26 protein-coding genes are annotated in these 24,950 nt (G+C 69.0%); 14 read left to right on the forward strand and 12 right to left on the reverse strand.

The features are described from left to right. Positions 1 to 19: 19 nt before the first annotated feature. The gene (locus tag ACH413_RS32135) at positions 20 to 694 is read left to right on the forward strand and encodes a response regulator transcription factor (protein WP_330272542.1); all 675 of its coding nucleotides are present in this window, start codon (positions 20 to 22) and stop codon (positions 692 to 694) included. Then, positions 694 to 1,968, forward strand: coding sequence for an ATP-binding protein (locus ACH413_RS32140; protein WP_360044160.1), 1,275 nt, complete (start codon positions 694 to 696; stop codon positions 1,966 to 1,968). The genes ACH413_RS32135 and ACH413_RS32140 overlap by 1 nt, the downstream gene beginning before the upstream one ends. Here ACH413_RS32140 and ACH413_RS32145 read toward each other — a convergent pair. The 3 genes from ACH413_RS32145 to ACH413_RS32155 form a co-directional block, all read right to left on the reverse strand. Continuing rightward, entirely contained in the window at positions 1,965 to 2,498 is a 534-nt protein-coding gene (locus ACH413_RS32145; RefSeq protein ID WP_396425387.1) for a GtrA family protein, read from the reverse strand. The genes ACH413_RS32140 and ACH413_RS32145 overlap by 4 nt on opposite strands. Continuing rightward, on the reverse strand, positions 2,428 to 3,027 hold the full coding sequence (locus tag ACH413_RS32150; protein ID WP_396425391.1) for a GtrA family protein: 600 nt from the start codon (positions 3,025 to 3,027) through the stop codon (positions 2,428 to 2,430). Before ACH413_RS32150 ends, ACH413_RS32145 begins: the two co-directional genes overlap by 71 nt. A gap of 112 nt (positions 3,028 to 3,139) precedes the next feature. Continuing rightward, positions 3,140 to 5,365: a sigma-70 family RNA polymerase sigma factor gene (locus tag ACH413_RS32155; protein ID WP_360044157.1), complete on the reverse strand. Its 2,226-nt coding sequence runs from the start codon at positions 5,363 to 5,365 to the stop codon at positions 3,140 to 3,142. Positions 5,366 to 5,507: 142 nt separating this feature from the next. Here ACH413_RS32155 and ACH413_RS32160 point away from each other — a divergent pair, with 142 nt between their 5' ends. The 4 genes from ACH413_RS32160 (at position 5,508) to ACH413_RS32175 (ending at position 8,576) form a co-directional block, all read left to right on the forward strand. Further along, positions 5,508 to 6,275 (forward strand): GGDEF domain-containing protein, encoded by a 768-nt coding sequence (locus ACH413_RS32160; RefSeq protein ID WP_360044154.1) that lies wholly within the window; start codon positions 5,508 to 5,510, stop codon positions 6,273 to 6,275. A gap of 113 nt (positions 6,276 to 6,388) precedes the next feature. Beyond that, the gene (locus tag ACH413_RS32165; RefSeq protein ID WP_360044151.1) at positions 6,389 to 6,769 is read left to right on the forward strand and encodes a GntR family transcriptional regulator; all 381 of its coding nucleotides are present in this window, start codon (positions 6,389 to 6,391) and stop codon (positions 6,767 to 6,769) included. Further along, the gene (locus ACH413_RS32170; RefSeq protein ID WP_360044148.1) at positions 6,766 to 7,560 is read left to right on the forward strand and encodes an ABC transporter ATP-binding protein; all 795 of its coding nucleotides are present in this window, start codon (positions 6,766 to 6,768) and stop codon (positions 7,558 to 7,560) included. Before ACH413_RS32165 ends, ACH413_RS32170 begins: the two co-directional genes overlap by 4 nt. Further along, complete coding sequence (locus ACH413_RS32175; RefSeq protein WP_360044146.1) at positions 7,557 to 8,576, forward strand: hypothetical protein; 1,020 nt, start codon at positions 7,557 to 7,559, stop codon at positions 8,574 to 8,576. The genes ACH413_RS32170 and ACH413_RS32175 overlap by 4 nt, the downstream gene beginning before the upstream one ends. Here ACH413_RS32175 and ACH413_RS32180 read toward each other — a convergent pair. Beyond that, positions 8,534 to 8,716, reverse strand: a complete 183-nt coding sequence (locus ACH413_RS32180; RefSeq protein WP_360044143.1) for a hypothetical protein — start codon at positions 8,714 to 8,716, stop codon at positions 8,534 to 8,536. The two genes, ACH413_RS32175 and ACH413_RS32180, sit on opposite strands and share 43 nt — an antisense overlap. An 83-nt stretch (positions 8,717 to 8,799) precedes the next feature. On the opposite strand from ACH413_RS32180, the gene ACH413_RS32185 reads away from it, so the two are divergent. From ACH413_RS32185 to ACH413_RS32195, 3 genes are all read left to right on the forward strand, one after another. Continuing rightward, complete coding sequence (locus tag ACH413_RS32185; protein ID WP_360044140.1) at positions 8,800 to 9,996, forward strand: 5-(carboxyamino)imidazole ribonucleotide synthase; 1,197 nt, start codon at positions 8,800 to 8,802, stop codon at positions 9,994 to 9,996. Beyond that, the gene (gene purE, locus ACH413_RS32190; RefSeq protein WP_319975146.1) at positions 9,993 to 10,481 is read left to right on the forward strand and encodes a 5-(carboxyamino)imidazole ribonucleotide mutase; all 489 of its coding nucleotides are present in this window, start codon (positions 9,993 to 9,995) and stop codon (positions 10,479 to 10,481) included. The genes ACH413_RS32185 and purE overlap by 4 nt, the downstream gene beginning before the upstream one ends. Before the next feature lie 78 nt (positions 10,482 to 10,559). Continuing rightward, a complete protein-coding gene (locus ACH413_RS32195) occupies positions 10,560 to 11,723 on the forward strand; it encodes an acyl-CoA dehydrogenase family protein (RefSeq protein WP_360044136.1) in 1,164 nt (387 codons plus the stop codon). 57 nt (positions 11,724 to 11,780) lie between these two features. Here ACH413_RS32195 and ACH413_RS32200 read toward each other — a convergent pair whose 3' ends face one another. The 3 genes from ACH413_RS32200 to ACH413_RS32210 form a co-directional block, all read right to left on the reverse strand. Continuing rightward, complete coding sequence (locus ACH413_RS32200) at positions 11,781 to 12,137, reverse strand: hypothetical protein (protein WP_360044133.1); 357 nt, start codon at positions 12,135 to 12,137, stop codon at positions 11,781 to 11,783. Positions 12,138 to 12,232: 95 nt separating this feature from the next. After that, complete coding sequence (locus ACH413_RS32205) at positions 12,233 to 12,712, reverse strand: SRPBCC family protein (RefSeq protein WP_360044130.1); 480 nt, start codon at positions 12,710 to 12,712, stop codon at positions 12,233 to 12,235. Continuing rightward, a complete protein-coding gene (locus ACH413_RS32210) occupies positions 12,709 to 13,035 on the reverse strand; it encodes a metalloregulator ArsR/SmtB family transcription factor (RefSeq protein ID WP_360044127.1) in 327 nt (108 codons plus the stop codon). Before ACH413_RS32210 ends, ACH413_RS32205 begins: the two co-directional genes overlap by 4 nt. Before the next feature lie 312 nt (positions 13,036 to 13,347). On the opposite strand from ACH413_RS32210, the gene ACH413_RS32215 reads away from it, so the two are divergent. From ACH413_RS32215 to ACH413_RS32225, 3 genes are all read left to right on the forward strand, one after another. Further along, a complete protein-coding gene (locus tag ACH413_RS32215) occupies positions 13,348 to 14,280 on the forward strand; it encodes a hypothetical protein (RefSeq protein ID WP_360044124.1) in 933 nt (310 codons plus the stop codon). 85 nt (positions 14,281 to 14,365) lie between these two features. Then, a complete protein-coding gene (locus ACH413_RS32220; RefSeq protein WP_360044121.1) occupies positions 14,366 to 15,130 on the forward strand; it encodes an META domain-containing protein in 765 nt (254 codons plus the stop codon). 129 nt (positions 15,131 to 15,259) lie between these two features. Continuing rightward, complete coding sequence (locus ACH413_RS32225) at positions 15,260 to 15,676, forward strand: DoxX family protein (protein WP_360044118.1); 417 nt, start codon at positions 15,260 to 15,262, stop codon at positions 15,674 to 15,676. Here the strand turns inward: ACH413_RS32225 and ACH413_RS32230 are convergent. The 3 genes from ACH413_RS32230 to ACH413_RS32240 all read right to left on the reverse strand — a co-directional run bounded on the left by ACH413_RS32230 (position 15,657) and on the right by ACH413_RS32240 (position 19,095). Next, entirely contained in the window at positions 15,657 to 16,352 is a 696-nt protein-coding gene (locus ACH413_RS32230) for a TIGR03089 family protein (protein WP_360044115.1), read from the reverse strand. The two genes, ACH413_RS32225 and ACH413_RS32230, sit on opposite strands and share 20 nt — an antisense overlap. Before the next feature lie 10 nt (positions 16,353 to 16,362). Next, positions 16,363 to 17,532: an LCP family protein gene (locus ACH413_RS32235; RefSeq protein WP_360044112.1), complete on the reverse strand. Its 1,170-nt coding sequence runs from the start codon at positions 17,530 to 17,532 to the stop codon at positions 16,363 to 16,365. An 87-nt stretch (positions 17,533 to 17,619) separates the two neighbouring features. After that, on the reverse strand, positions 17,620 to 19,095 hold the full coding sequence (locus ACH413_RS32240; RefSeq protein ID WP_360044110.1) for an LCP family protein: 1,476 nt from the start codon (positions 19,093 to 19,095) through the stop codon (positions 17,620 to 17,622). A gap of 195 nt (positions 19,096 to 19,290) precedes the next feature. On the opposite strand from ACH413_RS32240, the gene rfbB reads away from it, so the two are divergent. Both rfbB and rfbD read left to right on the forward strand, forming a co-directional pair. Continuing rightward, positions 19,291 to 20,277 carry a dTDP-glucose 4,6-dehydratase gene (gene rfbB, locus ACH413_RS32245; protein WP_360044107.1) on the forward strand — a complete coding sequence of 329 codons (987 nt, stop codon included), beginning with the start codon at positions 19,291 to 19,293 and terminating at the stop codon, positions 20,275 to 20,277. Continuing rightward, positions 20,274 to 21,131 (forward strand): dTDP-4-dehydrorhamnose reductase, encoded by an 858-nt coding sequence (gene rfbD / locus ACH413_RS32250; RefSeq protein ID WP_360044581.1) that lies wholly within the window; start codon positions 20,274 to 20,276, stop codon positions 21,129 to 21,131. The genes rfbB and rfbD overlap by 4 nt, the downstream gene beginning before the upstream one ends. A gap of 237 nt (positions 21,132 to 21,368) precedes the next feature. Here the strand turns inward: rfbD and ACH413_RS32255 are convergent, their stop codons facing one another. Together ACH413_RS32255 and ACH413_RS32260 are read right to left on the reverse strand one after the other, a co-directional pair. Continuing rightward, positions 21,369 to 22,460, reverse strand: coding sequence for a glycosyltransferase family 1 protein (locus ACH413_RS32255; protein ID WP_360044104.1), 1,092 nt, complete (start codon positions 22,458 to 22,460; stop codon positions 21,369 to 21,371). Then, a complete protein-coding gene (locus ACH413_RS32260) occupies positions 22,461 to 24,947 on the reverse strand; it encodes a glycosyltransferase (protein WP_360044101.1) in 2,487 nt (828 codons plus the stop codon). Positions 24,948 to 24,950: the final 3 nt, after the last annotated feature.

The raw sequence follows: 24,950 nt of genomic DNA on the forward strand, positions 1-24,950 counted from the left end.
CACGAATACGCTGGGCCCCGTGAGCGTGGTGTTGCTGGCCGAGGACGATCCGGCCATCGCGGAACCTCTCTCCCGCGCGTTGACGCGGGAGGGCTATTCGGTGCAGGTCGTGGGCGACGGGCCAAAGGCCTTCGAAGCCGCCATCGCCGGGGGTATCGACCTCCTGGTGCTGGACCTCGGCCTGCCGGGCATGGACGGGTTGGAGGTGTGCCGCAGGCTGCGCCAGAGCGGCAGAGGCGTACCCGTGCTGATGCTCACCGCCCGAGCCGACGAGGTCGACTTCGTCGTCGGCCTCGACGCGGGAGCGGACGACTACGTCGCCAAGCCGTTCCGCCTGGCCGAGCTGATGGCCCGCATCCGGGCCCTGCTGCGCCGCCGGGCACCGGGAACGCTGGAGGTCAACGGCGTCCGCGTCGACCTGGCCGCCCGCCGCGTCACGGTCGACGGCGGCGAGATCCAGCTGGCGAACAAGGAGTTCGAGCTGCTCAAGGTGCTGATCCAGCGCGCGGGGCAGGTCGTGAGCCGCGACGAGATCCTGTCCGAGGTCTGGAACGACCCCGACCTCAAGGGCAGCAAGACGCTCGACATGCACATGTCGTGGCTGCGCAGGAAGCTCAGCGACGGCACGCCGAACTCCGCCGAGAAGCGCATCGCGACCGTGCGGGGCCGTGGCTTCCGCTTCAACGCCGACTAGTGCGCCGCCGGATCCTGCGGGCGATCCTGCTCGCCGTCGCCGTCACGGGCTTCGTGCTCGGCCTGCCGCTCGGCTACACCGCGCTGCAGCTCGTCGAGGACACCGCCCGCGGCAGCCTCACCGAGCGAGCCCAGCAGATCGCGACGACGCTCGACGACCAGCTCGCCAAGCAGCAGAGCATCGACATCGAGGCCGTCCGGGTCGCGATACCGACCGACGGCCGCCTCACGGTGATCTCGGCGGGCACCACCAAGGTCACGGGACCGTCGCCGGGCGACGACCCGCTGGCCGTCGAACTGACGATCGCCCAGCAGGGCACCGTCCGGCTGGAGATCCCCTCCGGACCGATGCACACGCAGCAGGCCCAGGTCGCGGGCCTGGTGCTGCTCCTGCTGGCGCTCTCGGTGGGCACCGGCACCGTCGTGGCCCTGGTGACGGCGCAAACGCTTGCCCGCCCGCTGGGGCACGTGGCCGCCCGCGCGTCCCGGCTGGGTGCGGGCGACTTCCGCGCCGACGACCAGCGCTACAACATCGAGGAACTCGACGCCGTCTCCGAGGCCCTCGACACCTCCGCCACCGCACTGGCCCGCCTGGTCCAGCGTGAACGCGAGCTGGTCGGCGACGTCTCCCACCAGCTCCGCAGCCGTCTCACGGCCCTGCAACTGCGTCTGGAAGCCCTGGCGGAGCATCCGGAACCCGACACGGCCGCCGAGGCCCGCGCCGCCCTGGAACAGGCCGAACGCCTCGCCGCCGTGCTGGACGAACTCCTCGCCGCCGCCCGCGCGGCCCGAGCCGTCGGCGCCGAACCGCTGGAGCTGCGGCCCGCGCTGAACCTGATCGCCGAGGAGTGGCGCGAGCAGGTCAGGGGCCAGGGCAGGGCGTTGCGCGTCCGCGTCCCGGACGGCCTGCTGGCCCGCGCCACCCCCGCCCGCCTGCGCGAGGCCATCGGAGTGCTGTTGGACAACGCCCTGCGCCACGGCGAGGGGTCCGTCGTCATCACCGCGCGCAGCGAGGAGGGCACGGTCGTGGTCGAGGTCAGCGACGGCGGCTCGGGCGTGCCGGACGACCTGGCGGCGCACATCTTCGAGCGCGGCGTCTCCGGCGGTGGCTCGACCGGGGTGGGGCTGGCGCTCGCACGGGCGCTGGTCGACGCGGACGGCGGCCGGTTGGAGCTGTCCACGGCCCGGCCGGCGACGTTCGCCGTGTTCCTGCCGGTGCCGAAGGCTCAGGACGTGGTGGGCATCTCCTGGAAGACGCCGGGCACACCCCGTTAGGAGTGGCCGAGTTCCTTCTCGTCCTCGATCGACCGGCTCTTGCGGGCGTTCTCCTCGGGGAAGACCCAGTTCTTGTAGCCGTACCAGCGGAAGGCCATCGCGATGAGCGTGCCGATGATCTGCGCGCTCAGGAAGTCCGAGATCTCCTCCGTGAGTCGCGACACGTGCGGCTCCTGCAGGTGGAACGCGTACCGCGCGATGTACAGCGGTGCCGAGTTCAGCACGATGCCGATGCCGTTGACCAGGAAGAACAGCAACGCCTCGTGGTGACGCTCGCGGCCGCCGCGGGTGCGGAACGACCACTCCCTGTTCAGGATGTACGACACGATCGTGGCGACCAGGGTCGCGATGATCTTCGCGGTCACCGGGTTGTTCGGCAGGACGACCGTCTTGATCCCGAAGAACAGGACGGTGTCGATCACGAAGCAGGTGCCCCCGACCAGGGCGAACTTGACTAGTTCACGATGCTTCAGCGCGATCGACCGGATCGGCTCCGGAAACCGCGAGATCACTGTTTCGCCTAGGGACACGCGACGAGTCTACGGAGATCGGGTGAACGCGCCGGTCCGGCCGCGCGTCGGCGTCCGGGAACACCCAGCGCCGCATCGCCCAGAACTTGAAGCCGGTGGCGAGCAGCATGCCGATGATCGAGCCCGAGACGAAGTCCGCGATCTCCTCGGTGAACACCGAGACGAACGGGGCCTGGAGGCCGAACAGGTGCCGCGACAGCCACAGCGGCAGGATGTTGATCCCCACGCCCAGGCCGCTGACCAGGAAGAACAGCGCGGCTTCGTGGTGACGCTCGCGGCCGCCGCGGGTGTGGAACGACCACTCGCGGGACAGCACGTACGAGGCGATGATCGCCACCAGCACGCCGATGACCTTCGCCGTGACGACCTTGTCGGTCAGCACGGTGAGCTTGAGCGCGTACCAGACACCGTTGTCGATCAGGAACGTCGTGCCGCCGACCAGGGCGAACCTGATCATCTCGCGGTGCTTGTGCAGCAGGAACTGGAGTGGTTCTGGCAACCGGCTCATGGCACGGCGAACGACTGGCAGCACCGGACCAGCTTACGGATCAAGGTAACGGTCACTGCCTCCGGGTGTTACCTTCTGCCACTCAGAGGCACGTGACCTGCACGTTCTGTGACGACCAAAGATCAACTTTTGATCAACTTCGCGGGGCGGGACACGACCGGCCGAACAGGTCAGGGATCAGCGACGGCAGCAGTCCCGGCCACGGGTCGCACGGCTCCGAGGTCGGCGGTGGCGTGGTCGACGACGGTGGCGGCGGCGTCTCGAACGGCTCCGGCAGCGTCGGCACGGTCACCGTCGGCGAGGTCACCGTCGGCTCGGTCGGCTTGGTGGGCACGGTCGGTTCCGTCGGCTTGGTCACCGTCGGTTCGGTCGGCCGCGTCGGTTCGGTCGGCTTCGTGGGCTGCGTCGTCGTGGTCGTCGGAGGAGCCGTCGTCGTGGACGTCGGCGGGTTCGGCGGTTCCTCGCCCGGAGGCTCCGGCCAGGCCTTGATCGGCACGGTCACGGACTTCGTCGCGTTGCCCAGCGTGGCCGTGACGGTGATGTTGCCGCCGCGATGCCCGAACGCCCAGACCGACATCCGGTACCGGCCGCCCTTGTCCAGGTCGGTGACGCAGCGCAGCGTCGTCTTGCCGGACGACGTGCACTCGCGGTACGGCGTGTAGAGCACGAGGTTCTCCGACGTCGACACGTCCAGCTTCAACGTGCCCGCGCGTGGGCCCGTGTTGCGCACCTCGACGTCCGCGCGCGGGTCCCAGAACACCTCGTCCTGCCACGTCTTCACGAAGAGTTCGAGGTCGTCGTTCACCGGCGGCACGTTGACCGCGACGCTGACGTTGACGGAGATCGCCGCACCCGCGCTGATGACGCCGGTGATCGTGCCGGGCACCGCGGTGTCGGTCGCGCGCAGCAGGAAGTGGAACGTCGCCTGCCCGCCGGGCGCGATGCCCTGCGGCGTCACGCACGTGATCGTGCCGGTGCCGGCGGGGCAGTTCACGGTCTGGTCGGCCGAGCCGTCCGGTTGCAGCAGGCGCGCGGCGCCGAACGACGCGGGCCCGCCGGTCGAGACGACGCCGGGCGGCAGGTTCAGCACCATGCTCGCGGGCGGCGCCGCGGTGCCACCGGTGTTGCGGATGGAGATCGGGAAGTCCTTGGGCTCCTCGCCGGGCGTCAGCGTGAACCCGCTCGGCGTGGTCGGCGTGAGCGACGGCGGCGCGGGGGCGGGAGGTTCGGGGGCCGGCGGAGCGGGCGGTGCCGGTGGAGCGGGCGGAGTCGCCACGGGCGGCGGCTCCGTCGTGGGCTGCGGCGCCGAGGGCTGGGGCGTGGGGGCGGGAGGAACGGGTGCCGGCGGCACCGGTCGCGGCGGCTGGACCTGCGTCTGCGCGGGCGGCGGCTCGACGGCCTGGACCACGGGCGCCTGCTGCTCGCCACCGGCCGCGGCCAGCGCGATCGCCACGGCCGCGGCCACGGCGGCGGCGGAACCACCGACCGTGACGAGCTGACGGGGGATCGCGGCACCGATGGCGCCCGCACCACCCGCGGCCGCTCCGGCACCGACGACGGCCGTCGTGGTTCCGGCGGCGATCAGGTACGTCGTGGCACCGATGCCCAGCACCAGCGGGGCGACGAAGATCCGCAGCGCGCCGTTGACGTCCGCGAGTTCTGCGGCCAGCGCGCGGCACCGGCCGCACTCGTCGAGGTGTGCCTCGACCTGGGTCGCCTCGCGCTTGGACAGGCCGGCGCGGGTCCAGGCACCGAGCCGGTCGACGGTCGCCCGGCAGCGCTCCGCCTCCGTGTCGGTCAGGTGCATCTGCAGGTACTGCTGCTTGAGGCCTTCACGGGCGCGGTAGGCGAGCGCGGACACGCCGTTGGCCGTCAGCCCGAGCAGCGGGGCGACCTCGGCGGGCGACTGGCCCTCGATCTCGGTGTGCCAGAGCACCATCTGCCAGCGCTCGGGCAGCGCGGCGAACGCGCGGGCGGCCATCGACTTCTCGAGGCCGGCCACCGCGGTGTCGCTGAACTGCACGGCGGGCGCGACGTCGGTCATGTCCTCGGTGAGGTCGACCTTCTTGTCGCGGCGGGTCTTGTCGTACGCGGTGTGCCGCAGCGCCGTGAGCAGGTACGCGCGGAACGCCGAGTCGGGTCCGCGCCCTGCACGGAGCGTGTCCAGCACCTTCGCGAACGCCTCGGACACGAGGTCGTCGGCTTCCGCCGGAGAACGCGCCAACTGGCGGGCGAGGTTGTAGGCCGCCGAGACGTGGCGTTCGTACAACTGGCCGTAGGCGTCGATGGTCCCACCACGCACTGATTCGATCAGTTCGGCGTCGCTGGGTCCCTGGACGTCTGCAGGAACGATTGCCACAGTCTTCGTTTCCCTCCCTCGCGGCGCTCAGTGTGACTTACGGCGCCTGACAGAGTCATCTCAATCCCCCGCGCGGGTTGCGTCACGAATCAGCGACGGCTGCGTCTCCCACCTGGAATCGGGTGAACTGAAGGGAGACCGGGTGGGTGTCGCACAAGCGGAACGCCTGCTGAAGTCGAGGTGGCGGACCGCCACCATGGCCGCCGGCTGGGCGTTCCCCGCAGACTGGCCGCTCGCCGAGGTCGACGACGTGTGCGCGGCGATGCTGGAGAACACCGACCCCGGCGACGCGCTGGTCCGGCTGGGCCGGGCTCGCGCCGAGGCGGGAGCGGGCCTGAGCGAGACGCTGATGGACCTGGCCGCGCTGCACGCCGTGCTGACCGCCGTGTCGCACGTCGTGTCGCCGGACGTCGACTCGCTGCCCGCACGGATGTTGCGCATGACAGCGCTGGGATGGGCGGACGTGGTGACGAAGCAGGCCGGCGAGTGCGCGGCCGAGGACCCTCTGACCGGGCTGGCGACCGCCGCCTACCTGCGCACGAGGCTCGGCGAGGTGTACCGGGAGACACCCGTCGCGACGCTCGACTACGCGCTGGTGATGCTGCGCCTCGACGTGCACCGGGCCACCGGCTGGTCCCGCGTGGTCGCGATGACGCTCGCGTCCGACGCGTTGCGCACTGTCTTCGACGGTGGCGAGACGTTGGCGACCCTCGGGCCGTGCGTGGCCGCCGTGCTCGTTCGCCGGGACGAACTGCTGGCACGAAGAGTGTCGAACCTCAGAGTCCTGGCGGCCGACCGGCTCGCCGACGACCCGAACGTCCGTCCGGTCGGACCCGCCAAGGTCTGGGTCGAGCAGTTGCCGGACACGCACGCCGAGGCGCGTGCGCTCCTCACCTCGCTTGGGCGCTGAACCCCCTGTCCCGCGCCCACGGGTTCTCCCCGTGTCCCCACCGGGGGTGTCTTCCCAACGCTCCGAGAAGTGTTCTATTGTGCTAGTTCACTAGAACAATCTGGGGAGCGTGCGTGGTCGAGTTCCACGTTGACCGCGGCAGTGGTCTTCCCGCCTACCTGCAACTCGGCAGGCAGGTCAGGGAGGCCCTGAGGCTCGGCTGGTTGCAGCCGGGTGATCGGCTGCCGACGGTCCGCGACGTCGTCGCCACGAGCGGCGTGAACGCGAACACCGTGCTCAAGGCCTACCGCGAGCTCGAACTCGCCGGCCTCGTCGAAGCCCGTCAGGGCTCCGGCACCTTCGTCAAGGCCTCCTTGGGGTCCGCCGCCCCCGAGGACCTGGACCCGTTGCGCGCCAAGCTCGCCACATGGGTCGCGGAGGCACGCTCCGCCGGGTTGGAGGACGAGGACATCTACGCGCTGCTGCGCGAAGTGCTGAGTGGGGGAGCGCAATGAGCGTGGTCGCGGCCGGATTGTCGAAGTGGGCGGTGCGGAACGTCTCCTTCGAACTACCGCCTGGCAGCGTCACGGCGATGGTGGGAGCCAACGGCTCCGGCAAGTCGACGCTGCTCAACGTTTTGGCTGGGCACCTACCGCCGGATGCGGGGCACGCGTCGATCGCGGGCCGCGTGGCGTACGTGCCGCAGCACAAACCGATGTACAAGTCGTTCAAGGTCGCGGACGTGCTGCAGTTCGGCCGCCGCATGAACGACGTCTGGGACAACGATCGCGCCGACGAGTGGCTCACCCGGTTCAAGGTGCCGCGCAGGCTCCAGATCGGTGACCTGTCCGGCGGCCAGCGCACGCACGTGACGCTCGCGCTGGCACTGGGATCCCGCCCGGACGTCCTGTTGCTGGACGAACCACTGTCCGAATTGGACCCTCTCGCGCGCCACAAGGTCATGCGGGAGTTGCTGACCGAGGTCAACGACAACGGCATGACGCTGGTCTTCTCCACGCACGTCGTCGCGGAGATCGGTGGCGTGGCCGACCGGTTGCTGCTGCTGTCGGGCGGACGGTTGCTGGTGAACGGCGACACGGACGAGTTGCTGGAAGAGCACGTTCTCTACACCGGCCCGCACGCCTCGAAATCACCCGTGGAGGGCCCTGTGGTGCTCGCGAAGCACGGCAGATCGCAGTCGTCGTACCTGGTGCGTTCCGGCGGTGCGCGGATCGACGAACCGTGGACCGCGCGGTACGTGACGCTGGAAGAGCTGGTCGTGGCACACCTGGAGCGTGCGGCGTGAAACTCGGCTCGCTCATCTGGCTGACCTGGCGTCAGCACCGCTGGTCCATCGCCGGCGTCGTCGCTCTCGCCCTGATCGCCGTGTACGGCCTGCTCTCGACGGAGTACGAGGGCGGGTCGGCCTCGATGCCGATCTTCGGCTTCTACGCCCTCATGGTGCAGATCGGGTTCGGCGGCGTGATCGGCATGTTCTGGGGCGCGCCGCTCATCGCCCGTGAGCTGGAGGAACGCACCTACTTCGTGGCATGGGGCCAGGACGTCACTCCCGTGGAGTGGTTGCGCGGCAAGCTGCTCGTGTTCGGCGTCCTGGCCGTCATGCTGGGCGCGCTCGTCGGAACCGGCGACGGTTACATCGGCACGAGGAGGTCGTGGTCCTCGTTCGAGGCCAACCCGCTCGTGCAGGCCGGTTACGCCGTCCTGGGGCTCGCGATCGGTGTGCTCGTCGGCCTGCTGACCAGGCACGTGATGACGGCGATCGCGGGCACCCTCGTGTTCTTCACGCTCACGCGCGTGCTCGTGTCCGTGGTGGCGCGCGACTACTACCTGCCGCCGGAACGCGTGATCGTGCGCTGGGAGAACACCCCCGTCGCGCCGGAGCGCGGACTTGAGCTCGGCAACGGCTTCATCGGCCCCGACCTCGAACCGGTGCGCGTGCTGGACAAGTGCATGCAGGGCATCAACGCGAACACCTGCATGCGCAACGAGAAGGCCGCCATCGGCACGTACGTCGAATACCAGCCGATCGAGCGGCTCACGACGTTCCAGGTCATCGAGTTCGTCGTGTGCGCGCTGATCGCCGCAGGGCTGTTCTTCCTGGTGTTCCGGTTGATGCGGCACGGCGGCGGGTGGAAGCCCTCCCGCTCGCACCGCCGCATCGGTTCCCCGGAGCCCGAGGCCGAGGCAGAACCGGAGGTCGCTGCCGAGCCGGACTCCGAGCCCGTCGCTGAGTCCGAGTCCGATTCCGCTCCGAGTGATCAGAGCGCGCCGGACACGGCCGCCGCCAAGGCCGAGGGGTAGCGCGGGCGGAAGCCGAGCACCCGCTGGGCGTGGTTCGTCGACACGATCCCGCGCCACGGGTCGAAGTCCAGCTGAACGGCCTCCTTGGGGGTGAGGCCGTTCAGCTGGTGCGGTTCGACGACCAGCGGCTCGTGATCCACGTCGCACCCGAGGGCCGCGTCATCGCCCAGAGGCTGGATCTGCTGGTGAGTGCCGGAGAAGCCGCAGGTAGAATGCCTGAACCGTGGACTCTCGTACCCGTCTCCCCGTCGTCGGAATGATCGGCGGCGGGCAGCTCGCCCGCATGACGCACCAGGCCGCGATCCCGCTGGGACAGTCGCTGCGCGTGCTCGCAGTCTCCGAGAACGACCCCGCCGCCCTCGTCGCGCGGGACGTGGTGCTCGGCACCCACACCGACCTCGACGCGTTGCGCGCGTTCGCGAAGGGCTGCGAGGTCGTCACGTTCGACCACGAGCACGTGCCGCAGGAGCACCTGCGCGCGCTGGTCGCCGAGGGCGTGAAGGTGCACCCCGGTCCGGACGCGCTGCAGTACGCGCAGGACAAGCTCAAGATGCGGGTGCGGCTGGCCGAGCTGGGGCTGCCGGTGCCGCCGTTCGCCGAGGTGCACGAGGTTCGCGACGTGCAGAAGTTCGGCGCGGCGCACGGCTGGCCGTGCGTGCTGAAGGCGATCCGCGGCGGCTACGACGGGCGCGGCGTGTGGATGCTGAACACCCCGCAGAGCGCCGAGCGCGTCGTCCCCGAGCTGCTGGAGGCCGGGACGCCGTTGATGGTCGAGCAGTGCGTGCCGATGCGCCGCGAACTGGCCGCCGTCGTGGCGCGCTCGCCGTTCGGGCAGGGCGCGGCGTGGCCGGTCGTCGAGACCGTGCAGTCCGACGGCATCTGCGTCGAGGTTCTCGCGCCGGCACCCGCCCTGGACGGTGCCGAGGCCCAGGAGCTGGCCCTGAAGGTCGCCGAAGCGCTGGGCGTCGTGGGCGTGCTGGCCGTCGAGCTGTTCGAGACCGCGGACGGCGTGGTCGTGAACGAGCTGGCGATGCGCCCCCACAACTCCGGCCACTGGTCGATCGAGGGCGCGCGCACGTCGCAGTTCGAACAGCACCTGCGCGCCGTCCTGGACTACCCGCTCGGCCGCACCGACCTGATGGCGCCGGCCGTCGTGATGGCGAACGTCCTCGGTGCTTCCGACGTGCCCGCGATGGGGCCGGACGAGCGCGTGCACCACCTGTTCGCGCGGTTCCCGGACGCGCACGTGCACCTGTACGGCAAGGAGGAACGGCCGGGCCGCAAGGTCGGGCACGTGACGTTCCTCGGCAACGACATGACCGAGGTCCGCCAGCGCGCGCAGCTTGCCGCTCACTGGCTGTCCACGGGCATCTGGTCAGACGGATACGACATTCACGGCGAGAAGCGGAGTGCGGAGTGACTCAGGTTGGCGTGATCATGGGCAGCGACTCGGACTGGCCGGTGATGAAGGCGGCCACCGAGGCCCTCGCCGAGTTCGACGTGCCGTTCGAGGTGAGCGTCGTCTCCGCCCACCGCACCCCGCAGCGCATGCTCGACTACGCCGGTTCGGCTGCCTCCCGCGGCCTGCGCGTGATCATCGCGGGTGCCGGCGGCGCCGCCCACCTGCCCGGCATGGTCGCCTCGGCCACGGTGCTGCCGGTCATCGGCGTGCCGGTGCCTCTCAAGTACCTCGACGGCATGGACTCGCTGCTCTCGATCGTGCAGATGCCCGCGGGCGTCCCGGTCGCCACGGTCTCAGTCGGTGGTGCGCGCAACGCGGGCCTGCTGGCCGTCCGCGTGCTGGCGGCCTCGGACGTCGCACTGCAGGAACGCATGGCCCGCTTCCAGGCAGAACTCGAGCAGCTCGTACTAGACAAGGACGCGGCGCTGCAGAAGTCCCTCTGAGTGCTCAACAGCACAGCAGCGCCCGACGTGAACGGGCGCTAACATCGTGCCGAGTACTCGCTACTGGGAGGTAACAAGGTGAACCCGAGCTTCGGCACCTATCAGCTCGCCGAGGAGCACGAGGCGCTGCGAGAGGCCGTCCGCTCGCTCGCCGAGAAGGAGATCAAGCCGTACGCGGCCGAGGTCGACGAGAACGAGCGCTTCCCGGTAGAGGCCCACAACGCCCTGGTCAAGGCGGGCTTCGCGGCCGTCCACGTGCCGGAGACCTACGACGGCCAGGGCGCGGACTCCGTCGCCACCTGCATCGTCATCGAGGAAGTGGCCCGCGTCTGCGCGTCGTCCTCGCTGATCCCGGCGGTGAACAAGCTCGGCACGATGCCGATCCTCCTCTCGGCGTCCGAGGAACTGAAGCAGCTCGTCATGCCGTCCATCGCCTCCGGCGAGGCCATGGCCTCCTACGCGCTGTCCGAGCGCGAGGCGGGCTCCGACACCGCGTCGATGCGCACGCGCGCCGTCCTGGACGGCTCGGACTGGGTGCTCAACGGCACCAAGTGCTGGATCACCAACGCAGGCGAGTCCACCTGGTACACCGTCATGGCCGTGACGGACCCCAACGCCGCGAAGAAGTCCGCCGGCATCTCGGCGTTCGTCGTGCACAAGGACGACCCTGGCTTCTCGGTGGGCCCGAAGGAGCGCAAGCTCGGCATCAAGGGCTCGCCGACCCGCGAGATCTACTTCGAGAACTGCACCATCCCGGCCAACCGCATCATCGGCGAGCCGGGCACGGGCCTCAAGACGGCTTTGAAGACGTTGGACCACACCCGCCCGACGATCGGCGCCCAGGCCGTCGGCATCGCGCAGGGTGCCCTCGAGGCCGCGGTCGCGTACGTCAAGGACCGCAAGCAGTTCGGAAAGTCCATTTCGGACTTCCAGGGCGTCCAGTTCATGCTCGCCGACATGGCGATGAAGATCGAGGCGGCCCGCCACATGGTCTACGTCGCCGCCGCCAAGGCAGAACGCGGCGAGCCGAACATCGGCTTCATCACCGCCGCGGCCAAGTGCTTCGCCTCCGACGTGGCCATGGAGGTCACCACGGACGCGGTGCAGCTCTTCGGCGGCGCCGGCTACACGCGCGACTTCCCGGTCGAGCGGATGATGCGGGACGCGAAGATCACGCAGATCTACGAGGGCACGAACCAGATCCAGCGCGTCGTGATGTTGCGCGCCGTGCTCAACGGCTAGAGCAACGACCCGATGATCGGCCTGGAGGCTCGTCCTCCAGGCCGATCGTTGTTCGAGTCAGGCGGCCACGCACGTGCCGATCGCCTCTCCGACAGCCCCCTTCGCCCCAAGCACGCAAGGCGAGGTAGCGGTGAGCGACTTGTCCGCGAGCTGCTGCGCGAACGCGATGGCGACGTTCATCATCCGCGTAGGACTCCCGCTGTCCACCGCCGCCTTCACCGCAGCGGACCGGGCTTCCTCTGTCGTGCACGACAAATCCGTGCCGAACTTGTCGACGCGCGGCAGCCACAGGGCCTTCGAGCCGGACGCGCACGGCACAACGTCCCAGCGCGAGCCCGGAACGGCGTGAGCGAGCGGAGCGGACAGCACGGCGAAGCCGAGCGTGATGGCCAGAGCCACGAGAAAACGTCCCATGCGCCCGAACGTAACCGCGCACATGAACCCTGACCGGGGGAACCGTTGTCACCAAAGGTGATTACGGTCCGCCAACCTCGAGCCGGGTGGACGGGTCACAGCGTGGCCAGGACCTCGCCCAGCCGCTCGTAGCTGCGCCCCGCGCCGTCGGACATGCCGGTCGCGAGCACCGCGTCCCTGGCTTCCTGCGACACCAGCGTCATCGTGGTGGTCATCGTCGTCTGACCGTCCACCTCCACGAACTCGACCGTCGTGATGGACGGCGGGTTGTCCTCGAAGATCTCCGTGTTGACGATCCGCGAGAACGGCGTGACCTCGGTGTACTCCCCGTACATCTCGAACGCGGAAGAGCCGTCCGGCTGCGCCCAGCCGTAACGCCACTTGCCGCCCACGCGCAGGTCGACCTCGCAGATCGGCATCTCCCAGCCGTCGGGGCCGAGCAGCCAGCGCCGGAGCAGTTCTGGCGTCGTGAAGGCCTTCCACACCAACGATGCGGGCGCGTCGAACGTGCGCGACATCGCGATCTCGGTGTCGGAGGGGAGGGTGACGGTCGTGCCGAACTTCACCGTGGTCATCGGTCGTTCTCCTTCATTTCGGTCAAGAGTGCGTCCAGGCGCGTGTAGCTCGCATCCCAGAAGCGGCGGTAGTTCTCAGCCCACACGGCGACCTCCTTCAGCGGTGTCGCATCGAGCTGGCAGGGACGCCACTGGGCTTCCCTGCCGCGGGTGATCAGGCCTGCCTTCTCCAGCACGCGCAGGTGTTTGGAGATCGCCGGGCCGCTGATGTCGAACGGCTCGGAGAGCTCCTTCACCGTCGCCGGGCCCTCCGTGAGCCGCGCGAGGATCGCCCGGCGGGTCGGGTCCGCCAGCGCGGCGAAGGTGGAGCTCAGCTGGTCCATCTCTTACCTAACCACTTGGTTATCTAACCTCTGGGTTAAGTACAGCCACGAGCGTCCGGTCTGTCAAGCCCCAGGTTCAAGATCGACTGACGGATAACGCTTTCCGATCCGGCACATCGGCCGAAGAAATGGCCCGGATGGACCTTTTTCTGGCAGGCATGGAATGGAAGCGGGGCTGAACAGAGCAACTTCAACAAACGGCTGGACACCAGGTCAGAGGCATCGCTACGTTCGCAAAGCCGCAAGTTGACCTCGTTTAGTGAGGTATTTCGAATGAGAGCGAAAAGAACTGTTTCATTAGCGTTCGGATTTTTGCTGGCTGCTTCCGTGCTCGTGCCGACCGCGCAGGCGGCACCGAACGGCAGCGCTGCCAGCCTGGCCAGAACCTCCGACAACAAGATCCAGTCGGCCGCCGCGGCCGAGGCTTACTGGACTCCGGAGCGCATGGCCGCCGCGATCCCGGCACAGGCACCCGCCACGGTTCAGGCCGCTTCCCCACGCCAGCCCTCGGGTCGTGCGGGCAGCATCGAAGGGGTCGCACCCTCGGTGAAGGTCAAGACCGAGCAGGCGCAGGGCATCGGGACGATGCTCAACGAGTCGGCGACGGTCGGAAAGGTGTTCTTCACCAACCCGGCCAACGGCCTGAACTACGTCTGCTCCGGCGCGACCGTGAGCAGCGCCAAGAGGAAGCTGGTCCAGACGGCGGGGCACTGCGTGCACGGCGGTGCCGGCGGCCAGTGGATGAGCAACTGGGTGTTCGTGCCTCGCTACCGCAACGGCGCGCGCCCCTTCGGCACGTGGAGTGCCTACCAGCTCACGTCTCGCACTGCCTGGATCAACTCCAGCAACAGTGACGAGGACATGGGCATCGTCATCATGCAGACCCTCGGCGGCAGTTCGATCGCGAACGTCGTGGGCGGCAACGGGTTGCGCTGGAACTGGGGCTACTCGGTGTTCGTCACGATCCTCGGCTACCCCGCGGGTGCGCCGTTCACCGGTGAGCTGCAGTACTTCTGCCAGGGCACGACCTGGAACGGCCACAGCCAGCAGGTGCGGGCCTGGTGCAACATGACCGGCGGATCGTCGGGCGGACCGTGGCTGCAGGAGTACAACGACCAGAACGGGCTGGGCTACATCAACAGCGTGGTCAGCCACCGGCACGCCGACGCGAGCCAGATGGACGGGCCGTACTTCGACAACGACATCAAGAGTCTCTACGACTTCGCTGAGTCGCTGTCCCCGTGACATCGAATTTTCCGTTGGCCGGGCGCGGAAATCCCGCTCCCGGCCTTCGGGCAACCACAGGGCCACACCGTTCCGTCCTAGTCGCATGAGCGCCCGAATCGCCTTCGCCGTCCTGTTGCTGGCCGCCGCAACGGCCTGCTCCACCTCGCCTGCGGGTCAGGGGGCGAACCTGCGGGGCAAGGTGTACGTCTCGACCTCCGTCACCGAACAGGGCAAGCCGCGCGCACTGGTCGAGGGCACGACGGTGGAACTGAGATTCACCGACGACGACAGGCTGATCGCGAGCGCCGGCTGCAACCAGATGCAGAGTCCGGTCAAGCTCGACGACGGCAAGCTCTCCGTTGGCGACCTCGCCATGACCGCGATGGGCTGCCCCAAACCCGAGCTGCACCAGCAGGACGAGTGGCTGTCGAACCTGCTCCGCGCGACACCTTCCTGGAAGCTCGACGGCACCAACCTCGTGCTCACCGGGGCGGACGCGGAGATCGTGCTCGCGACGGAACAGCCCGCCACCCTGGAGGGCACCTGGACCGTCGACGGGCTCGTCACGCGCGACGCCGTCTCGTCCCTGCCCGCTGGAGTGAGGGTCACGGTCGCCTTCCGCAACGGCAACATGGCCGTGGTCAGCGGCTGCAATCTCAGGGGCGGCGACCGGCCGTACGAACTGGCCGGCCAGACGATCAAGGTCGCGCTGGGGCCCATCACCGACATGGGGTGTGGCGAGCAGGTCAACGCCGTGGAAGAGGCCGTCGTGCAGGCGTTGGGCAAGGGCGAGTTCACCTACAAGATCAACCGCTCCTCGCTGATCCTGACCAACGCGGAGGGCGCCGGTCTGACCCTCAAGAAGTAGCGCGACCAGCGAACCTGTGGACTCGCTGTTGGCTTCCTGTCGAAATCATGAGGTTGTTCAAACCTGCACTAGTTTTGGTTCGAGGCTGAACGACCTACAGCTGAACGACAGGATCGGGGAGCAGGAAACATGGTCAAGGACATCGCCGCACTCATCGGGCGCATCGCCGTCGGCGTCGTGTTCGTCGCGCACGGCTGGCAGAAGTTCACCGAGTTCGGCATGGCGGGCACCGCGGGCTCGTTCGACAAGATGGGCGTGCCGCTGCCGACGCTGTCCGCGTGGTTCGCCGCGTCCGTCGAACTCGCCGGTGGCCTCGCGCTGATCGCCGGTGTGGCGCTGCCGGTCGTCGGCGTGCTGCTCGCCGCCGACATGCTCGGCGCCTGGGTCCTCGTGCACCTGCCGAACGGCCTGCTCGGCGAGGGTGGTGCCGAACTGGTCGTCGTGCTCGGCGCGGCCGCCCTCGCCCTCGGCTTCAACGGTGGTGCCTACTCGCTGGACCGCGTGCTGTTCAAGAACAACAAGGTGCTCAACCCAGCAGCTGTGTGATCTCCTGGGTGACCTTCTCGCTCTCCCGGCGCGCGGCCAGCTGGCCCGCGTCGGGATTGCTCACCTGAACCAGTGAACCACCGGCCGCGAGCACGGCCAGAAAGCCTTCCAGCACAGCGGAAGGCGAGTCCCACTCCACAGTGGACAGCACACGCGGGTCGGAGCCGAGCTTCGCGCCGAGCTCCCGTGCCTGCGCGACCACCTCGTCCACAGTGGACTCACCCAGCGCCAACGTTGAACCCGGGACCGGTTCCCAGGGCATGAAGTCGTCGCCGTGCACGCGCACGTCGTCGGCGTAGTCGACCGGGGCGCCGGAGCCCAAACCCATGGGGTGCAACGAGGCCACGGCCACGACGTCCGCGTCGGCCGTGCCACCGGGCGGCACCACGGCCACCTTGGCGTCAGTTCCGGCGCCGACCACGCGGGCACCGCACCACCAGGCGCCGAGCAGCAGGCCCACGGTCTGCCAGTGCGCGGGCAGCAGCACCGCCACCGAGTCGCCTGGTTCGACGTCGTGCTCGTCCCGCAGCCAGTTCGCCGTCTTCGCGGCCCAGTTCTTCACGGTCGCGCGCGACAGCTCGATCCGCGTGCCCGCCGCGTCGTCGTAGTGCGTGATCAGCGGACGACCGGGATCGGCCTTCAGCAACGGCGTGAAGAGGATCTCGGTCACGCTCACGCGGTACTCCCTAGTCGACGCACGGCACATCCTGGCGAGCTGCGACAGCGTGCGCGCCGTCCAGCGAGAGCAGCTTTTCAGGGCCGAACCGCGCGGGCGTACTCGGGGTCGTCGACGACGGAACGGGCTTCGGGGTCTCGCCGATCTGCTGCGCCACCCACGCCTTCACCGCCTCGCGGTCGACCGTCACGATGCTCTGCCCGCGTTCGTTGCGGCCGTCGATGCTCGTCACCGGGATCGTGGCGAACTCCACGTTGCCCGACGCGAGGCCCTGCGCCTGCGTCGCCAGCGTCGTGAGGTCGAGGTTCTGGTCCACGACAACGGACTTCGACACCGTGTCGAGCAGCCCGCTCAGCTTCCCGGGATCGGTGAACGTGCCCGCGGACAGCAACTGCTTCATCGCCTGCGACATGAACACCTGCTGCCGCGCGATGCGACCCAGGTCACCGCCGGGCATGTTCCGCTGCCGCACGAACGACAACGCGTCACCGCCCGAGATCGTCTGCGGGCCCGCGCGGAAGTTCGCGCCGGAGTTCGGGTCCGACGTGCCGGCCTTCAGGCAGACCTGCACGCCGCCGATCACCTCGGTCAGCAGGTAGAACCCGTAGAGGTTGATCTCCGCGTAGTGGTCGACGCGCATCCCCGTGAGGTGCTGGACCGCCTGCACCAGCGCCTTGCGCCCGGCCTCGTCCGACCTGCGCTCGCGCTCCTGCTGGTCGCTCACGCCCTCGGCCTGCAACCGTTCCGCGGTCAGGTACTTCACCGCGCCGTACGCGGAATTGATCTTGTCGTCGCGGTAGCCGGCGATCGGGACGTACGTGTCGCGTGGAATCGAGATGGCGCTCGCCTTGCCGCCGTTGCGGGGCACGCGCATCACGATGATCGTGTCCGTGTTCACCGTGTCCGTGCCTTCGGTGCGCAACTTGCGCAGCACGTCCGCGGGAAGTGGCCGCCCCTGCGCGTCCGTCCGGCTGTCGCTGCCCACCAACAGGATGTCGATCGCGCCGTCCTCGACGGGTGGCGAGTTCGGGATGTCCTCCAGCACCTGGAGGATCTGCGTGGTGTTGGTGTTCTGCTTCACCAGCCGCAGCGCGGTCCAGAAGTAGCCGGAGAACGCCAACGTTGTCACGGCGACAAGCGCGATCACCGTACGGCCGATGACCCGTGCGGTTTTCTTCACGCGTGCGGCAGTGCTCAAGGGTTGGCCCTTCGTGTGCTGGTTCTGCGTGCTCAGCGTAACTATCGCAAGCGCGTTACGCCGGGGGTTTCAGTTCACGCAGACCAGTCCGCCCGCCGTGATGGGCGGGGTGCTGCTCGAGCTGGCGGGCGCCGACGTGCCGGGAACGCCCTGCGGGTCGATGTCCTCGGAGTCGTCGCCCTGCGCCTGGTAGTCGCTGCCGACGAAGACGTGGATCTGTCCCTTTCGGACGGTCGCGTCCTCCTCGACCCCGACGTTGGGGCCGAGTTCCGCCGCGACCTTGCGCGCGGAGCCCTCTTCACCGGTCGCGTACCGCACGACGGTGGTGTCGCTGTTCTGCGGCGCCGACGCCACGGGACCGCGCTGGAAACCCTTGGCCGCCAGCGTGTTCATCACCTGCGTCGCGAGTCCCTGGATGCCCGCGGCGTTGAAGACCTGCACGGTGATCGAGGAGTTCGGCGGCGCGGGCAGCGTGGTGGTCGTCACCGGGGCCTTGCTCGACGTGTCCTTGTCCGCGGCCAGGTCGGTGAGGAACTTGCGCACCTGCGCGGGGTTCACCGGCAGCACGTTGCCGTCGCTGTAGGTGTCCGTCGGGTCGCCCACCGGGATCGTCTTGAACTGGAAGTTGCCGCCCACGAGGCCCTGCATCTGCTCGGCGAACGTGGTGATGTCCCAGCCGGAGCTGAGGATCACGGACTTCTGCACGGCCTCGACCAGGCTGTTGAGCCTGCCGGGGTCGGTCAGCGTGCCGGTCGACAGCACCTTCTTCGCGAGGGCCCCGATGAACACCTGCTGGCGCACGATCCGGTCGAGGTCGCCGCCGGGCAGGTTCTTGCGCTGCCGCACGAACGACAGCGCGGCCGCGCCCTCGATCGTCTGCTGGCCCGCCTGGAAGTTCGCGCCGGAGTCGCGGTCGGAGGTCGGTTCCTTCAGGCACACCTCGACGCCGCCGATGGCCTTGGTGACCTCGTAGAAGCTGGCGAGGTTGACCTCGGCGTAGCGGTCGACGCGCACCGACCCGCCGGTCATGTTCTCGATCGTCTTGATCAGCGTCTTGCGGCCAGCGGCCATCGACTCGGTGCGGATCCGCGCCTCGTCCGTCACGCCCTGTGAGCGCAACTGCTGGTCGACGGTGTTGCGCTGGCGCGCGAACGCCGAGTTGAGCTTGTGCTTGCCGAACCCGTCCGCCATCTCGACGTAGGAGTCGCGGGGGAACGAGATGGCGACCGCGCGGGTGCCGTCGACCGGGATGTGCACGAGGATCATGGTGTCGGTGTTCTGCTCGCCGTCGGCGATGCCGCCGTTGAGCATGGCGAGCACCTCCTCCGACAGCGGGTTGCCCTGCGCGTCGGTGCGGCTGTCCATGCCGACCAGCAGGATGTCGACCGCGCCGTCGAGCGGCTTGGGCCCCTGCTTGGCGAGTTCCTCCGAGATGACCTCGGTTTTGACGATGCCGTCGTTCGTCGTGCGCAGCTTGTTCCAGCCGTAGGACGTGACGAGAAGCACAGCCGTTGAGACGAGTGCGATGAAGATCTTCCCCGTCACCAGGAAAGCGCGAAAGGCCGCAGACGGTCGGGTGCCCACCACCCTGACCGGCAGAGTTCTGCCTTCCACAGCCGTTTCCTCCCCCACAACCGCGAGTTTAGTTCTTTATAAGTCAGACGGCGTGACGTTGCTGTGGGTTGCAGCGATTAGGTACGTGACAGACTGCGAGCGGGGAACACCACGGGAGGAAATGGCATGCGCGTACTGGTGACAGGTGGGGCCGGGTTCATCGGCTCGCACTACGTGCGGGAGTTGGTGAGCGGGTCCTACCCGGCGTTCGCCGGTGCCGAAGTGGTGGTGCTCGACAAGCTCACCTACGCGGGCAGCGAGACCAACCTCGCGCCGGTCGCGGGCAAGTTCGAGTTCGTGCAGGGCGACATCTGCGACGCCGGCGTGGTCGCCGAGCAGATGCGCGGCATCGACGTCGTCGTGCACTTCGCGGCCGAATCGCACGTGGACCGGTCCATCACCGGATCGGCCGACTTCGTGCTCACGAACGTCCTGGGCACGCAGACGCTGCTGCAGGGCGCCCTGAACGCGGGCGTGGGCCGGTTCGTGCACGTCTCGACGGACGAGGTCTACGGCTCGATCGAGGACGGCTCCTGGACCGAGACGCACATCCTCGAACCGAACTCGCCCTACTCGGCCTCCAAGGCTTCTTCGGACCTGTTGGCGCGTGCGTTCCACCGCACTCACGGCCTGCCCGTGAGCATCACTCGGTGTTCGAACAATTACGGGCCGTATCAGTTCCCCGAAAAGGTGATTCCGCTCTTCGTCACCAATTTGATCGATGGCAAGAAGGTGCCTCTCTACGGCGACGGCCTGAACGTGCGCGACTGGCTGCACGTGGCCGACCACTGCCGTGGCATCCAGCTCGTCGCCGAGGCCGGCCGGCCGGGGGAGATCTACAACATCGGCGGCGGCACCGAGCTCACCAACCGCGAGCTGACCGAGAAGCTGCTGGAGGCGACGGGCCGCGACTGGACGGCCGTCGAACCCGTGCAGGACCGCAAGGGTCACGACCGCCGCTACTCGGTCGACATCTCCAAGATCGCCTCCGAACTGGGCTACGCGCCGCAGGTCGACTTCACCGTCGGTCTCTCCGACACGGTCGAGTGGTACCGCGAGAACCGCGCCTGGTGGGAGCCGCTCAAGGAGCGCGCGGCGCTGGCGAAGGGCTGAGAGAGGTGATCCTCGTTCCCGGTGGTCGTGGCCAGCTCGGCCACGACCTCGCCGCCCTGTCCACCGACGTCCGCGCGGTGTCCTCCGCCGAGCTCGACGTGACGAAGGTCGCGGCCGCGGACCTGGCCGGTGCCTCCGCGGTGATCAACTGCGCCGCGTACACCGCCGTCGACGCCGCCGAGACCGACGAGGACCGCGCGTTCGCGGTCAACGCCGTCGGTCCCGGTCTGCTGGCGCAGGCGTGCGCTTCCGTTGGCATTCCGATGATCCACGTCTCGACGGACTACGTGTTCGCCGGCGACGGCACGCGGCCGTACGAGACTTCTGACGAGGTCGGTCCGAAGTCCGCTTACGGTCGCACAAAACTCGAAGGCGAACGCCGTGTGCTGGCGGCGGGCGGTTACGTCGTGCGCACCTCGTGGGTGTACGGCGCGCAAGGCTCGAACTTCGTGAAGACCATGGCGGCACTGGAATCCTCGAGGCCTTCACTGTCCGTTGTGGATGATCAGGCCGGTTCGCCGACGTGGTCGCACGACCTCGCGGCCGGACTTCTCGAGCTCGCCTCGGTTCTGCCGGAGACGCGTCTGCTGCACGCGACCGGTGGCGGCGAGACCACGTGGTTCCGGTTCGCACAGGCCATTTTCGAGGAACTCGGCGCCGATCCCGCACGCGTTCAGCCCTGCACCACGGCGGATTTCCCCCGCCCGGCACCGCGACCCGCCTACTCGGTGCTGTCGGGTGCCGCGTGGGCAGCCGCGGGACTGCGCCCGTTGCCGCACTGGCGCAGCGCCCTTTCGGAGGCAGTGCGAGCCGGGGTGGTAGCTCCCCGTGCCGGTGCTGCGCCATTGGGGTGACCGGTCTGGCACGGTAGTCCCAAGTGCGGGAGCCTGTTCGGCATGTTCGATTCCGGGCGCACACCTCAGCGTCCCGCGACAGCGGATTCCGATCGGCAGCGCTTCCTGAAGTGCGTTGCTGTTGTCACGGGCTCGCGACAGGTGTCGATGAGTCAGCTGGACAAGCACGCACCGAGGCCGCACTCTCGGTGAAGTCGTTGGGGCGTCAGGGTTTCCTGACGCCCTCCGACGTGCACCTCAGGCCCTGCTCCGCCGGTACGCCTCGACGGTCTTCTCCGCGCACCGCCGCCAGGTGAACCCGGACGCGTGCGCACGCCGTTCGGACTGCGCCTCCGGAGTGGTCGGCGCGGCGACTGCCTGCGCCATTCCATCCGCCAGGGCCTCGACGTCTCCCACCGGCACGTGCAGTGCGTGCCCACCGGCGACCTCGCGCAACGCGGGCACGTCCGAGCAAACCACAGGAACGTTGCAGGCCAATGCTTCCAGCACCGGAAGCCCGAAGCCCTCGTCCCGCGACGGCAGCACCAGCGCCGTCGCTCCGGCCACCACCGAACGCAGGTGCACGTCCGGCAGGTACCCGGTCCGCAGCACCCGGCCGTCCACACCGGACCGGCCGGGCCCGACGATCACCAGCGGCGGCAGCGACGGGTCGGACGCGTGCGCCTTGATCAGGTACTCGAGACCCTTGCGCGGCCCGTCCGCACCCACGAACAGCAGGTACTCCGAGCCCAGGCCCAGCCGGCCTCGCAACGTCGGCGACGGCGGCCGCGAGGCGAACCAGGCGGGGTCGACGCCCAGCGGCGTCACCATGATCTTCTCCAGCGGCACGGAGAACCGGTCCGCGACGACCGACGCGACGGCCGCGGTCGGCGTGCAGATCACGTCGGCGCGCTGGGCCGACAGCCGGACCAGTTCCGGCAACCGGCGATCCGACGGCGGGAGGTCACCGGGCGCGTCCAGGAACGCGAGGTCGTGGATCGTGACGACCTTGCCGGCCCGGATCGTCGGCGGCAGCACGAAGTTCGTGGCGTGCATGACGTCGGTGAACCCGGCCAGCATCTCGACCGGCGGGAACTTGGCGCGCAGCCACAGCTGGCGCAGCGCCCGCGCCGAGACGGGCAGGCCGCGCGCTGTCACGTCGTGCGGGAGGACGGTGCGCAACGCACGCCAGCCGCGCAGCGTGAACGCCACCGCCCGTACGTCGACGTCGTCCGACATCGACGCCAGTTCTTCGGCCAGAGCCGCTGTGTAGCGGCCGATTCCGGTGCGATGTCCTAGCAGAGGGGTGCCGTCGAGCAGCACCCTGAGGGGTTTCGGGGATCTCGCCATTTACCTGCCACCACGCGCGATTTTCCGCAGACGCCCCGTCGCCCGCTTGGCCAACTCGGTCGGGCCACCCGCGTCCAGGTACTCGCGCACCAGGTGCAGGTCCCGCTTCACCTTGTCCGTCGTGCTGAGCCCCGGTGTGCGCACCATGGGGGCCGAGCCGGGCAGACGGTCCGCGGCGGGCCTGGGGTTGCGGCAGAACTCGGCCAGCGGCGCGAGTGCCGTCTCCCAGGTGAACCGTTCGCGGACGACGGCGATGCGCTCACGGCACGCGGCCGCGAACTCCTCGTCGTAGAGCACCTTCTCCAGCGCGTCGGCCAGTGCCTCCGGGTCCTCCGGCGGCACGACGACGCCCAAACCTTCGCGCTCCACCAGGTCCGCGAACGAGTCGCCGGACGTGGTGACGATCGGCAGGCCCGCCCACAGGTAGTCGAGCACCCGCGTGCGGAACGCGAACGTGGTCTCCACGTGCTCGTAGTGCGTGGTGACACCGCAGTTCGCGTCGAGCAGCCAGTTCTGCCGGTCGTTGTACGGCACCCAGCCGTCGTTGAAGAACACGTGCTCGCCGGTCAGCCCCAACTGTGCGGACAGCGCCCGCGTCTGGCCGGCGATGTCCATGTCCGGGACCTCGGGGTTCGGGTGCTTCATGCCGAGGAAGTACAGCTTCGCGGACGGCTGCCGCCTGCGCAGGTGGTCCATCGCCTCGATCAGCGACAGCGGGTCGAACCAGCTGTAGACGCCACCGGCCCAGATCACGACCTTGTCCGCGTCCGTGACGCCGGGCACGACGCCCTTGATCGCCGGGCCGGTGCGCTGCGGCGGCTTGCCCGACAGTCCGAAGGGGACGATCCCGAGCAGCGACGCCGTCGTCGGGTCGTTGTCGTACAAGGTCGGCGTCAACCGGCCCAGCGCGGCCAGGTGGCCGAGCCAGAAGTGCCGCTGCCGTTCCGACGCGCACAGGAAGAAGTCGCCGCGTTCGAGCTGCGTGTTCAGCACCTTGGTGACGGCGGCGAGGTCGAGGGCGCGCTTGTCGTCGGCCTTGTCCTTGCCCTGTTCCAGCAGTTCCAGGTGCATCGGGTCGTACATGTCGCAGACCACGATCTTGGTCGACGACTCCTTCTTCAGCTCGCCGACCATCTCCAGCGCGTGGCCCTGCAGCACGACCACGTCCGCCCACGCGACGTGCGGCGGAAGTTCCTTCGGCCGGGCGCGTTCGACGCCGAACGGGGCGTCGGGCGGCGCGCACAGCGGGTTCGTCGTGACCAGCCGCACCTGGTGCTCGCCGGACAGCACGTCGGCCATGTGCCAGGCCCGGATCGCGGGACCCGCCATCCGGTCCGAGATCGCGTCGCCGGTGATCACCAGGATCTTGCGCGGCCTGCCGAACACGTCGTCGAGGCCCAGGACGTCCACGAGGATGTCGTGCGCGGCGAGGTAGCGCGGCAGGGGATAGGCCGGTTCGAGAGCCTTGCGCATCAACGGAACGAGGTCGGTGTCCGACATCCGGCGCGCGGCCTGTTCGATCTTGCGCGACTTGGCCAGCGACGGCATCTGCTCGACGAACTGGTCGATCGCGAGGAACCCGGCGAGCGCCTGGCGGGACATCCCGACCGGCTCGCGGTCCTGCGCGGGGTCGGCGGGGCGGCGGGTGATCTCGAGCTGCGTGGGATCGATCTCACCGCGCGCCGTGGCCCTTCTGACGCACAGCGCGAGCGCGGCCGGCAGCACCTTCGCCAGCGTCTCGTCGGAGAAGTTCTTGTACAGCGACATGAGCGCGTTGCGCTCCAGCAGGTACAGCTCGCGGCTCTCGTGGATCGAGCTCATCGACGCGTGGTGGCGGTGGAACGTGAGCGACGCCGGTTCGTAGCGGACCCGCCAGCCGCGCAGGTTCAGCCGCCAGCCGAGGTCGACGTCCTCGTAGAACATGAAGAACCGCTCGTCGAACCCGCCGAGCTTCTTGTAGAGGTCGGTGCGCACGAACATCGCCGAACCGGTGCCGAACAGCACGTCCTTCGGGCCGTCGTGGCTGCCGTCGTCGTCCTGGTCGGCGTGCCGCTTGTAGCCCATGCCGAACCAGGTCAGCCCGCCGTCGACGAAGTCGATCTTCTCGCCGTCCCAGTCGAGGACCTTGCTCGCGACCGCGCCTACCGCCGGTTCGGAGTGGAACACCCTGATCGCGGCCTTGATCCAGTTCCGGTCCGCGCGGGCGTCGTTGTTGAGGAACGCGAGCACCCCGCCCGTGGCGTGGTCGACGCCGAGGTTGCAGCCGCCCGCGAAGCCGAGGTTCGTGGGCGAGGTGATGATCTCGACGCCCGGCAGTTCCGCCTTCAGCCGTGCGGTGTCGTGCGCCTCGTTGTCGACGACGATGACCTGGAGCAGCTCGGCCGGGTAGTCCACCTCGGCCAGCCCGCGGACGCAGGTCACGGTGTCTTCCGCGCCGCGATAGTTGACGACCACGACGGACACGACGGGCAGTGAGGCTCGATCCACGCG

Source organism: Lentzea sp. NPDC020367, from assembly GCF_044387305.1.
GTDB lineage: Bacteria > Actinomycetota > Actinomycetes > Mycobacteriales > Pseudonocardiaceae > Lentzea.

Coding starts and splice junctions, on each gene's coding strand:
- ACH413_RS32200 (WP_360044133.1), bottom strand. CDS start 12,137: ATGGGACGTTTTCTCGTGGCTCTGGCCATCACGCTCGGCTTCGCCGTG.
- ACH413_RS32170 (WP_360044148.1), top strand. CDS start 6,766: ATGAGCGTGGTCGCGGCCGGATTGTCGAAGTGGGCGGTGCGGAACGTC.
- ACH413_RS32205 (WP_360044130.1), bottom strand. CDS start 12,712: ATGACCACGGTGAAGTTCGGCACGACCGTCACCCTCCCCTCCGACACC.
- ACH413_RS32255 (WP_360044104.1), bottom strand. CDS start 22,460: ATGGCGAGATCCCCGAAACCCCTCAGGGTGCTGCTCGACGGCACCCCT.
- ACH413_RS32225 (WP_360044118.1), top strand. CDS start 15,260: ATGGTCAAGGACATCGCCGCACTCATCGGGCGCATCGCCGTCGGCGTC.
- ACH413_RS32210 (WP_360044127.1), bottom strand. CDS start 13,035: ATGGACCAGCTGAGCTCCACCTTCGCCGCGCTGGCGGACCCGACCCGC.
- rfbB (WP_360044107.1), top strand. CDS start 19,291: ATGCGCGTACTGGTGACAGGTGGGGCCGGGTTCATCGGCTCGCACTAC.
- ACH413_RS32220 (WP_360044121.1), top strand. CDS start 14,366: ATGAGCGCCCGAATCGCCTTCGCCGTCCTGTTGCTGGCCGCCGCAACG.